Annotated in this window: 10 protein-coding genes and 1 pseudogene; all 11 read right to left on the reverse strand. The window is 63.8% G+C overall.

From position 1 onward, the window contains the following. Positions 1-2 precede the first annotated feature (2 nt). The 11 genes and pseudogenes from VQ044_RS16550 to VQ044_RS16590 all read right to left on the reverse strand — a co-directional run bounded on the left by VQ044_RS16550 (position 3) and on the right by VQ044_RS16590 (position 11,262). Positions 3-5,120: an N-6 DNA methylase gene (locus tag VQ044_RS16550; RefSeq protein WP_327648257.1), complete on the reverse strand. Its 5,118-nt coding sequence runs from the start codon at positions 5,118-5,120 to the stop codon at positions 3-5. Positions 5,121-5,206: 86 nt separating this feature from the next. After that, positions 5,207-5,605 carry a DUF3085 domain-containing protein gene (locus VQ044_RS16555; protein ID WP_327648256.1) on the reverse strand — a complete coding sequence of 133 codons (399 nt, stop codon included), beginning with the start codon at positions 5,603-5,605 and terminating at the stop codon, positions 5,207-5,209. A gap of 10 nt (positions 5,606-5,615) precedes the next feature. Beyond that, positions 5,616-6,221 carry a DUF1419 domain-containing protein gene (locus VQ044_RS16560; RefSeq protein ID WP_327648255.1) on the reverse strand — a complete coding sequence of 202 codons (606 nt, stop codon included), beginning with the start codon at positions 6,219-6,221 and terminating at the stop codon, positions 5,616-5,618. Between the two features lie 141 nt (positions 6,222-6,362). Beyond that, positions 6,363-7,325, reverse strand: a complete 963-nt coding sequence (locus tag VQ044_RS16565) for a DUF3991 and toprim domain-containing protein (RefSeq protein WP_327648253.1) — start codon at positions 7,323-7,325, stop codon at positions 6,363-6,365. A gap of 233 nt (positions 7,326-7,558) precedes the next feature. Beyond that, a complete protein-coding gene (locus VQ044_RS16570) occupies positions 7,559-7,741 on the reverse strand; it encodes a hypothetical protein (RefSeq protein ID WP_327648252.1) in 183 nt (60 codons plus the stop codon). A 342-nt stretch (positions 7,742-8,083) separates the two neighbouring features. Further along, complete coding sequence (locus VQ044_RS16575; protein WP_327648250.1) at positions 8,084-8,377, reverse strand: hypothetical protein; 294 nt, start codon at positions 8,375-8,377, stop codon at positions 8,084-8,086. 359 nt (positions 8,378-8,736) lie between these two features. After that, complete coding sequence (locus tag VQ044_RS16580) at positions 8,737-9,003, reverse strand: hypothetical protein (protein ID WP_327648248.1); 267 nt, start codon at positions 9,001-9,003, stop codon at positions 8,737-8,739. A gap of 216 nt (positions 9,004-9,219) precedes the next feature. Next, the gene (locus VQ044_RS25725; RefSeq protein WP_442880666.1) at positions 9,220-9,597 is read right to left on the reverse strand and encodes a DUF6527 family protein; all 378 of its coding nucleotides are present in this window, start codon (positions 9,595-9,597) and stop codon (positions 9,220-9,222) included. A 1-nt stretch (position 9,598) separates the two neighbouring features. After that, on the reverse strand, positions 9,599-10,666 hold the full coding sequence (locus VQ044_RS16585; protein WP_331827721.1) for a HesA/MoeB/ThiF family protein: 1,068 nt from the start codon (positions 10,664-10,666) through the stop codon (positions 9,599-9,601). A gap of 9 nt (positions 10,667-10,675) precedes the next feature. Next, positions 10,676-11,089 (reverse strand): annotated as a pseudogene (locus VQ044_RS25730) (Mov34/MPN/PAD-1 family protein); the annotation flags it as partial. Then, a complete protein-coding gene (locus tag VQ044_RS16590; protein WP_327648246.1) occupies positions 11,017-11,262 on the reverse strand; it encodes an E2/UBC family protein in 246 nt (81 codons plus the stop codon). The pseudogene VQ044_RS25730 and the gene VQ044_RS16590, both read right to left, overlap by 73 nt. Between the last annotated feature and the right edge of the window lie 115 nt (positions 11,263-11,377).

The raw sequence follows: 11,377 nt of genomic DNA on the forward strand, positions 1-11,377 counted from the left end.
GCCTATGCAGCTTTCCGATCAGCCGGCCTGTCATTGCAGTTCCCGGCGTCGTCCTTGTCGCTGGCGAGATCGGCCTCGACCTCGGCCAGTTGCTCGCGCTTCAGCGTCAACTCGGCTTCGAAGCTGAAGGCTTCGCCAACCCGCGGCCTGTACGAGGCGAGGCGCTTTTGCGCACCGTCGAGCCGCCTGCGATAGTTTTCCTGCTCGCCCTCGAAATCGGCAAGAGCATGCTCGAGCCGGGCGATGGCGCCGATCGGCGTCGTGGTGACGGAAAGCCCGACCTCATGCTCGACGCCGGTGCGCAGCAGCATGGTGGCGTAGTGGAAGCCGTCCTTACTGAGCCGCTCACCGGAGAATTTTAGATCGAAGCCACCGATCGAGGCGATGATCGCATCGCCATCCTGCTGGAGCTGCACAAAGGTCAGGATTTCCTTCATCAGCACGCGGCCGGCAAGCTTGCGCTCGTCGAACATCTCGCCGGTGACGGTCATGACGAAGGCATCGCCCGTCGTCGGAACCAGACGCTCGATATCCTGGGCGATCTCGCCGATCCTCCGGGTCGCAAGTTCGATGTCGCGCTCGGCGTCGCGGATCTGCCGGCGGATCGCATGCTGGTCATCGGTATGGGCGGCGCGCAGCCGGTCGAGGCGGGCGATCTCGGCCTCCAGCCCCGCCTTCTGCATCAGGCGTTGATCGCCCGATGCAATAGCCTTGGCCATGGCGAACTGGTTCGCCTGCCCCTCGCCCATGTCTTCCAGCCGGCGAATGCTGGTGTCGCCGGAGAATGCCGCGGCGATAAACCGGGCCTTGCGCTCGTTGTTCTGCCACATGGTCGCATCGAGCGAGCCGAGAGTCGCGTAGGCATAGAGGCCGACCTCGTCGTGCTGGTTCCCCTGCCTCACGATGCGGCCTTCGCGCTGTTCGATCTGGGACGGCAGCCATGGCACGTCGAGATGATGGAGCGCCTTCAGCCTCGCCTGCACGTTGACGCCGGTGCCCATGGTCTCTGAACTGCCGATCAGCACGCGGGCCTTGCCGGCGTTGAAATCGTTGAACAGACGCTGTTTGGCCTCCGACTTCCGAAAATCCTGCATATAGGCGATTTCCGAAGCGGGAACTCCCATGCGGACCAGTTCGTCTCGTATCCACCGATAGGCGGAGAAACCACGGCTCGCCTCGACATTGATGGTGCCCAGGTCGGAGAAGATCAGCTGGCCAGCGCCGGGCGTGTCGAAGGGCTTGCCATCCTTGCGGGCGTATTCGGCCTCACTTGTCTCCTGCCAGATGCGAAAGGCGTTCTGGATGAGGGCGTTGAGCTTGTTGGCTTCCTCGTTGTCCATGCCGGCGTCGACAAGACGCAAATCGATCGCCGCATGACGGCCATCGGTGATGACGGAGAGCAAAATATCGTCGCCGGGCTGGGGCGGTCCCTCACGCAACTCAATCGCCTTGATGCGCTGGTCGAGATGTCGCTGATAGGCCTTGAAGGCGGCGGTCGGCTCGGCCGTGATGATCTGGCGCTTGCCGCCGGCAATCTCCGGCACCCTGACATAGGTGCGCAGATCGGCCGGCTGGACGACGTCCGCGAACGACCGGAACATCGCAATCAGTTCGGGCACGTTGACGAACTGGGCGAACCTCGTGACCGGCTTGTATTTGCCGGACGGCTGAAGCTCCAGTTCGGTGCTCGTGTCGCCGAACGTGCTCGCCCAGGCGTCGAACTCGTGCAGGCCGCGCTGCGAGAGGGCCGCGTGATCCATCAGCCGCTGCACCGTGAACATCTCGCCGAGCGTATTGGTGATCGGCGTACCGGACGCGAGCACGAGCGCCCTGCCCGGATTCTTCGTATCGACAAAGCGGGATTTGACGAACAGGTCCCAGGCCCGCTGCGACCCGTTCGGATCGACACCCTTCAGTGTCGACATGTTGGTCGCGAAGGAGAGTTTTCTGAACTCCTGCGCCTCGTCGACGATGATCTGGTCGACGCCAATCTCGGCAATGGTCAAGAGATCGTCCTTGCGGGTCGAGAGCGCCTCCAGCCTTTCCTTATGTCCCTCCTTCATGCGCTCGATGCGCTTGCGCGAGAGGCGGTCCTCGCGGTCGACCTTGGTCAGCAGGTCCTCGTAGAGCTCGAGTTCTTGCCTGATCATCTGCGCCTCGAACGCCGAGGGCACGGTAATGAAGCGGAAAGCCGAATGCGTGATGATGATCGCATCCCAGTTCGCGGTCGCCGCGCGCGACAGGAAGCGATGGCGCTTGTCCTTGGTAAAGTTCGTCTCGTCGGCGACGAGGATGCGGGCGTTCGGATAGAGCGCCAGGAACTCGCGGGCGGCCTGCGCCAGGCAATGACCGGGCACGATCAGCATGGCCTTGTTGATCAGCCCGAGGCGGCGCTGCTCCATGACAGCAGCGGCTATTGCCATGGTCTTGCCGGCGCCGACGGCGTGCGCGACATAGGTGCTTCCGGAAGAGATGATGCGCCAGATGACCCGCTTCTGGTGGCCATAAAGAGAAAAGGCGCCTGAGGCGCCCGGTAGCTGGAGATGATCGCCGTTGAAGGCTCGCGGCGCGATATTGTTGAACGTGTCGTTGTAAAGCCGCGCCAGCCGGTCGGTGCGATCGGGGTCGGACCAGATCCAGTTCTGGAACGCCGTCTTGATCTTTTGCAGCTTCTCCTTGGCCGCTTCCGTCTCGACGGTGTTGAGAACGCGGCGTTCTGTATCGCCATCCTTCACCGTGTCGAATATCTGCGGGATGGAGGAATTCAACGCATCGGACAGGAGCTGCCCGGCATCGCGGCGATGTGTTCCCCATTCCGTGGTGCCGGCGGCGCTCCATCCGAGCTGACGGGCGTTCACCGTCCAGCAGGCGAGCGCCGGCGTGTGATGGATGGTGATATCGGCAGCAAAAGTCTCGCTGACGAAGGCGACGATATCGGCGGCTGGAATCCAGGGTGCGCCGAGACGTGCAGTGATGTCCGAAGGCCGAAGGTCTGCCGGCTGGACAGCCTTCAACGCGGCGACATTGCGGGAGAAGGCCGGATCGAGCGTCGTAGCGGCCTCGGCCGCGACGAGCTTGGTGCGGACGGCGCCTGAGAGATAGGCATCAGCCGTCTGCCAAGCTCCGGACGAGGGATCCTGAAAGATCGCTTGCCCAAGCTCGTCGATCACCTCAGCGACTGGCGCGTGCAGCAGTTCGGCGATGTGATCGGGATCGACATGTCCGCGCTCGTTCAGGACGACCGCGAGCGCATCGGCCGGCGAGGTGATGACCGGGGCGGGAGGCGGTGCGATCACGCGCTCGGAAAAGATCGGCCCGGGCTTTGCCGTGTTGGTCTCGATGTCAAAATCCTCGATCGAGGCGACCAACCAGCAATCGGGATCGTCAAGGAACGGCTGAATGTTGGGGCGGCGATGGATCTCGCGCACCTCGCCGGTCTCGTTGTCCTCCGTCGTGGAAACCGTGGTGAAATTGATCGGACCGAATTCGCGCACAAAATTCGACCAGGCGATGCGCAGCCTGACCTGCGTCGGCTTCCACGGTCGGTCGAACTCCTGGGCCTTCAGCACCTCGCGAACCGCATCGCGAATCGGGATTAGCTTGCGGACGATGCGGACATGCTTTTCCGGAATGCCGTCGCCGGACCTACCCTTGCGGACATGGATGGTCACGGCCTCGCCGTCGACCATCTGCATCAGCGCGGTGTTCTGGCCGATGAAATAGCTGCCCTCGCGGATTGCCGCACCATCCGCGGCGTTGCGAACCGGCGCTTCAACCTGCTCGTCGGCGTCCGCTCCGATCTCTTCCGGCTCGCCGTCATAGATGGCTTCCGGAAGGAGATGCACGGCAGCGGTCAACGCCGCGTCGAGATTTTCGCCGGCATGAGGCAAGCAGGTATAAGTCTCGCCGAAGGGGCCAGCCGTCAGGGCGTGCAGCCCAAGGACAAAGTCAGGATGCCGGGCAAACCAGCGGTTGACGCGTATCGCCCCCTCATCCTCCGACGCCGGGCGCACTTCCTCAAGGTCGAGCCAGGAGACATCTCCTTCCGGTTCATTCTCTTTGCGCTTGCGAAAGAAAAGAATATCGACGACGACGTCCGTGCCGGCATCGGCACGAAAACTGCCTTCGGGCAGGCGGATTGCAGCGATCAGATCCGCCATTGTGGCGATGTGCTCGCGGGCGCGGGCATCGGCCTTGTCCATCGTGCCGCTGGAGGTGACGAAGGCGGCGAGCGCGCCCGGCTTTAGCCGAGAGACGGCCTTTGCGATGAAGTAGTCGTGCAGCCGGAAGCCGTGCGAGCGGTATGCCGGGTCCGATCGGACCGTCCTGTCCGAGAACGGCGGGTTGCCGATCGCCAGATCGAAATGTTCGGCCAAGTCGGCCCGCGCGAAATCCTGGTTGAGGATTCGGGCGTTCGGTTGAAGGAGGCGGGCGATCCGCGCGGTGACAGGATCGATCTCGATGCCGGTGATGTGCGAGGCATCGCGCAAAACCTCCGGCATCAGCGCCGGGAAGAGCCCTGTACCGACGCCGGGCTCCAGGATGCGGCCCCCACGGAAGCCGAGCCGCCGCAAGCCGGCCCAGATCGCACGGATAATGTATTCCGGTGTGAAATGGGCATACTGGGTGCAGCGGGCCAGCGAGGCGTAGGCCGCCCCGTCGACAGCTTCCTCCAACTCGACGCCGATTTCCTCCCAGCCCTTGCAAAAGGACTGCTCGCCGGGGCGGCGGAACACGCCGTTCGCCAATTCGGAAGCTCCAAAGCCGGTGAACCGGATCAGCGCAGCTTGTTCCTCGGGCGTGGCAGGCCGCTGCTGGTCGACGATATCGGCGGCGAGCCGTATGGCAGCGAGATTGTCATGAGCCCGGTCCCGCCAGGATTTGGCAAGACCACGCGTCGCCGCGAGCTTGAAGTTCTCGCCCTTATCGGCCTGGTTTGCTCGAGCGGGCGATGCGGCCGCGGCGATTGGAATGGCCGGGGCCGGCGAGACGGGAGGAGGATCGTCATCGTCCGGACTATCGGCGAAGGACGCCGAAAACGCCGTCACCCCGACGCCGAGGCCCGAGGACAGCGCCGTGTTTCCGAACAGGTCGAGAGTGAAGGGATCGTCGTGTGACATGGAAATCTCCTTGGATTTTCTGGCGAGCGCGAGCACGCGAACGGCGGTGTCGGCCGCGTGACGGGCTGGCTTAGGGGGTGAAGTGGCTAGCGGGTGATCAGGGAGAGCGAGACTTCGGTCTCGGTCAGCTGCACGTGCAGATGCGTGCAGCTGAAATTCCGGTCGAACAGCGGGATGAGCCTCTCGGCGTCGATAAACTCGATCCCGTCATCACCGCCGAAATGGCGGTGCTTGTAGTGAAACCAGTCGGGATTGCCGACCGGGTGGCACTCGTCGGAATAGACCACGAGCGGACGGTCGCCGTCGGCGAGTTTGCCGTTCGACATGATGTAGACCCCCTGGTCTCCGACCAGCCAGAGGCCCGGGTTCTCGCCCTTGCCGGGCTTGAGGCCGTAATGCGGGTTGCGAAACCCGTCATTGGCGGCAGCATCGGTCTTTCCGCGTTCGATGACCTTGCGAACGCCGAGAATGGGAAACGTGAACATGGGGCCGCCCTCACGCCGCGATCGCGTCGGGGAGGTAGCGCAGATGCACCGGAAGCTTGGTGGAGATCTCTGCGTCGCTGAGATCGTCGACCAGTTTCAGCGTCGTGCCCCGGCTGCCGCCGTAAACGGTAATGGCGCGCTTGCCGCGTGAAGGCTCCGGCCAGCGCTCACCGGCATAGCTGCGATAATCGTCATGGGTCGCGCTCCAGATGTGATCGAGGCGCTCCTGGCGCGTCATCGCCTTCACCGGCCGCGCTTCCCGATCGACGATCGCGGCACGCATCCGGCCGGGCGAGGGCTTGTCGGAAAGGTCGCAATAGCCGTGGAAGTGGCGGAGTTGGCCGTCGATCGTCAGCGCGAAGAAGACACTGGTGACGCTGTCGGTCAGGAATTCGCGCATCGCGAACATATCGCCGCGCATCCAGAGTGGCGGCAGGATCTCGAACATATAGTCGTGGTCGACCGCGTCGATCTCGAACCATTCGCCGGCGTAGAGCGCGCTCGCGTCGTTTTCCCAGGGGGTGGGGCGCTGCGCATGGCGATCGAACATGCGAAACATCTGGCGCCGGTCGGGGACGCCCTGGAAGATCTTGCGGATTGAGGAGAGGTGAAGCATGGGAGCGGCTCCTTCGGCCTTGCCGGGGCTGGAGCGCGGCTCATCCTTCCGATTTCGCCGTCAATTCAGCCCTTCCTGACCCCTCCCCGCAGCCGCCTCTCCGTCCGGCCGGGTCAAGGGCCGCGGAACGCGGGCGAAGCTTCACCCTTGACGCGGACGGCGGGCATGCGGCAGCCCGGTTTCTTTCTCCCCTCTCCGTTCCTCTTCTTCTTTCTTCATCGCCCGCAGATCGTCGTTCCAATCCTCGTGTGCAGGCGCCAGCCGCTCGTAGCCGCAGCTTGCGGCAACGGCGGCCGCCTCTATGCGACCGGCATAGACCTCGCCTTGCGCATTGTTGTCGGTTGCAGCGACGAGCTGCACATTGGGACGGGCCGCAAGCGCCCGAATGGCTGCTTCAGTGGCCGGCGCCCATCCGCCACCCGTGCTGAGATAGAGGCTGTCGGATCGCGGTTCTTCGATCGCGGCGAGGCTCATCGCGTCGATCGCCGCCTCGGTGACGCAGACGCGAATGGCCTCGCATGGCCCCAAGCGGAACAGGATCTTTCCGCCGCCGGTGGCGAAACCGCGCCATTCCGGCCCGCGTTCTTCCCAGCCGGTGACGGCGCCGTCATCATCGACATGTGCCGCCCACATGCTGCCGCGCGGTCCTTCACGCAGCCGGTCCTGCTGGATCGCGGCGCGGATGACAGCCTCCGGAAGACCACGTTCGTCGCGCAGATAGCGCCAGGTCATGGAGCTCCGCCATGGGCTGCGCCGCACGCGCCAGCGATCAGGAATGCCGAGGTCCGGATCGCGCTCGCGGGACCGCCTCGTCCAGACCGGTTCGCTCGGCACGAGGCCGACCAGTTCCGAGACCCTCTGCAGCACCTCTGCGAAGCCGATGTCGTCGAGATGCTCGACAAGTGAGAATACGTCGCCCTTGGCGTCGGAGAGAGGATCAAACCAGCCCTTGCCGCCGTGGATCACGATGATGATGTCGTCGCCGCGGCGGTACTTGACCGCCTTGCGGGTGCTCTCCTTCAAATCGATCGCAAATCCGGCCTTCTCGAGCACGGCCGCGCAGGGCACGCGCTCCTTCAGCTCCTCAATGTCCATCTTTTCCATTTTCTCTTCCCAACACGCCTCCGGGTCAGACCTTTCCCGCTCGAATTTCCTCTTCCCCGCACCTCGCGGGACCATCTCCGGCCTCCGCGAAGAGCGAAGGGGGCAAGGGCGCGTCTGGCAACTGATAAAACATGCAGGGCGCGCGCAGCGCCGTGACATCAACCAGACGCGGCGCAGCTTCCCTTGCGGCCGCCCGCTCGCGAGCGGCACACGCCCGTCAGGGCGAACCCGGCTCAATGAGCCGGGCCGTACTGGTGGGGATCGTACTCATGGACGATGACCACGTCGGCGTCATCGAGTTCGTCACTCGGCAGCACGCCGAACTCTCCATCGACCTGGAACAGTGTGACCGGGACCATCAGGATGCGGGCGAGCTGGAACGCGTGGGACTGGGCGAGGGAAAGATCGTGCGACATTTGAGGGCTCCACCTTTGAGCGAGGCCGATCCCCGCTCGATGGCTCCGTCAGTGTCCTCAACCGGCCGCGATCACCGCGCAGGCGAAGCCGCAGCGGCCGCATGCTCCGCATAGCCGACCCCTCGCGGGTTGATCGTGGAAGGCCGGGCGGAGGACCAGGAAAGCCATCCATGGAGAGCGGGGTTGGACTTGCTCCGAAGGAGGTCCGCGCCCTCTCGCACGCTCTTTTCCCGGATGCCGAACCACAATGCCGCACCGGACCGGATTCGGTCGCTGGCCGCGTCTCAGGTTGAAAGGACGGCTTCCGTGCCTTGCCGAAGCGATCTCGGCGTGGCCGCCGGTTCAATCGTCATGGCTGCGAGAAGCCCCTCCGCGCCGCGTCTCATCGTCGACGATCGCCTGGACCACTGCGATATCCATGTGCGAACGGGGCGAGATCCTCGCTACTTCGGCCGCCACCTTGGCCCAATGGACGAACTCGCCGGCTTGCCCTGAAGCCCGGGCCCGAGCGGCCAAACGCTGCGCCTCGTAATAGGCGCCGAGTTCGTCACGCTGCACCAGACTGCGCGCGTCTGCCCGCCATCTCAGGCGGATTTTCCTTCGGGCCTCCATCCAGCGTCGTAGCGCACCCAGCATGCTTTCCCGCCTGCCCTTCCTCGCGCAATGATCTCTCCGGCCGCGTCAGGGATGACAGCCCGCAAGGGAGAAGACCCGGCACGGGGCTTCGGCGCAGCCTACAGCCCGGCCCGAAGGGCGACGCCCAGTATCTGCATACGATGAGTCACCCGAGACATCCGGACAACGCGATGATATCGACTGTTCCAATGCAAAAGGAAGTCCTTGGGCGATCGAGCGATTTTCAGGATTGCGCTCATTCCCAACGATAGCATGGGCGGAATCGGGCGCTCGGCATTCCAGCGAGAACGCGACAGACGAGCACGGGCTACACTCGTGGAGCCGGCATGATCAATTTGCATGAACGTCTGTCAGAGTTCTCATACGGTTTCGGCGTCAACCGCGAAGTTCAATCGCTGCTGGAGGCAATTGGGTTGCGACCCACCCCCTTCATGCCGAACCTCCTCCACGAAGAGCAGCTCGGCTTCGATGTCGGCTTCAAGGACCGAGGGCGGGTTGTCGTCCTCCAGTTCAAGCTCGGTCACGAGCTTCGGCGCTTTCTTCGGTCGACGCCGGCGCAGTCCGTACCGCAGCTGGAACACCCATTCTGGCGATTCATCGTCGACACGTCGGGACACCAGTTCCAACGTCTAACGGAATTTGAAGCGAGCGACGCCGAGGAACGGGGCTCGCCGGACGGGTCGTGCCTGAAGGCGAATAGGTCGATATAAGGCCAGCGACGATCTCAAGACCACGGCGCACCTCGTCTTCGGTCGCTGGCGTACTAAGCTTCGATCGCTGCGGCGACCTTCCCCAAATCCTCTCACGGCACCCCATCGAGGTCGTGGCGGCAATCCGGCGACTTATCGAGGTAGCGAGGTGGGCTTGCCAGAATCCGCGCACCACTCGACCAGGCCGCCGCGTATCCAGAAGTGCGCGTGCGATCCCGCCGTCTGCCAGACGGACGGATGAATGGTCGGTCGGCCGAACCAATCGCGCGTGAGCCGCCAGTGCGGTCGTCGACTGGTCATCAACGAAAGCTGGATGACCTCCGTCGGATCGGCCGGACATAGAAAATACGCCCATTTCATATGTCCGCCGCTCGTCACGACATAAACGCGCCTCGGCTTTATCGCGCTCTCGTTGGGATGATCGCTCATCATCAGAACCATGAAATCGGGCCTTCGCGCGAGGCCAAGCGCGATGAGCAGCCATAGCAGGATCGAGCGAAGCGTCGCCATCTCAACCCGCCCGGCCCAGGAACGGATCTTCGTCGCCTCGTCCCCAAATCGCCGACGAGGAGCATACCGGGCAGCCCTCGCGCGGGCGATGACCAGGATGCCGGTCTTCTCCGAGATGAAATTTACGCACGCGATTGGCGGCCGATCCTTCCGCGCCCCGGAAACCTTGCAGCCGGTGGATCATCTCGTTCACCGCCATGCAGGCAAGTTCCGTCGTGAACGTGACGACCGCCGGTGCGGGATTTCCTCCACCGGCGACATACGCCTCGATCTTGCGACGCTCGTACTCCTCGGGATTCGTCCGGCGAAGCGCTTCCGCGCTGGCGATCACCGGCCGGATCACATCCCGGCAGATCAAGCAGGTATGGCCTGGAGAGAGAACGCTCACGCGGCCATCCAGCGCGTGGATCGTCGGCACATCCTCGTCGCCGACATCGATCGACAGCCCCATGTCGATGATGGGAACCAGATAGTAGTAGGCGAGGCGGTTGAGAAACAGCCTGCCATCGTGGTCGTCCGTTGCGCCGAAAATGAGATCGCAAGATCGGAGGGCGTCGCGGCATCCCGGATCACCGACCCAGGCTTCCATGGGGACCACCCGAACGCCAAGCGCCATCCGCGCGATTTCGCGCGCGACGACCTCCACCTTCGGCGTCATCGCGTCCGCGTCGGCTTGTGTCGAGCCGTGCAGCCTGTTCAGGTTCGTGCGGTCGACGATGTCGTTGTCGATCAGCACGATTTGACCGACGCCAAGGCGCGCAAGCAGGATGGCGGTCGCGCTTCCGGTTCCGCCGCAGCCGACGACGCCCACTCGCATGGAACGCAAATCGGCATTCAGGGCGTTGCCGAACGCCAGCGCCTGGCGCTGGAAGGCCGTGGGGGGTTCGCCCTTTCCTCGACCGGGATAATGAAATCCTATCCGATCGCCGATCACCCGTATCGATCTTATATGCACGAACGCACCTGGCGTGGGGGCTAGCCACACGCGTCCGGCGAACCTCCCGTCGGCGGTCAGCAGCAAGCTAAAGAATCTCGATTCCGGTCCGTTCCGGTTGACGGCGATCCGCATGAGGTCCGGCTCGTTCGCGTCGTCTTGCTCGGAGAACCAATCCATCCCCGCCGGATGATTGTGAATGATCCCGACCACATATCCCTCCGCCTCCGCCTCCTTGAGAAGGCGAACGAAGGAGGCGGTCTGCCATGAGATGATCATGGGCGTTGATTCAATGATGTGTTCGTCTGGAACGGGAACGATCCTCACGACGAGCAGCCGTTCGTGCGCCTCGCCATCCCACGGATCGCGGCGCACCCGCGAAGGACGGCAGACCACGTATGCGGCATGCTCGTGACCGTTGGGCCGAAGCAGGTGATCGCGCAATTCGCGCGAATGCGTTTCCGTCATGGTGAGGCTGAACGTCGTCATGCCGCCCTCGCCAACGCGTCCTCGACGCGCTTGAGCATCGTCCAGATGCCGTCGATGCCGGGGCGCCATTCGCTGTTGTGGCGCGACCAGCGCTGCCAGTTCTGCCCCTTGAACATCACCGGCTGATCCGCGGCGTTCGGATATTTTCCGGCCGGAACAAGTCGGACCCAGGGGATGAGATGGAACATATCCGGCGCCACGTCCGGATAGGCCGGCGGCAGGATGATGAGAATGTCTGCCACCGGCGCGTCGAACCGCCCCGAGGGTAGGCCTTCACCAGCGGCGCGTCCGACTGCGGCACGTCCATGCAGAAAAAGTGGATCTTCTGCCGGATGCCGCCGATCACAGCCACCGCCT

This window comes from Aurantimonas sp. C2-5-R2 (assembly GCF_036549495.1).
In the GTDB taxonomy this organism is placed as follows: Bacteria; Pseudomonadota; Alphaproteobacteria; order Rhizobiales; family Rhizobiaceae; genus Aurantimonas; species Aurantimonas coralicida_A.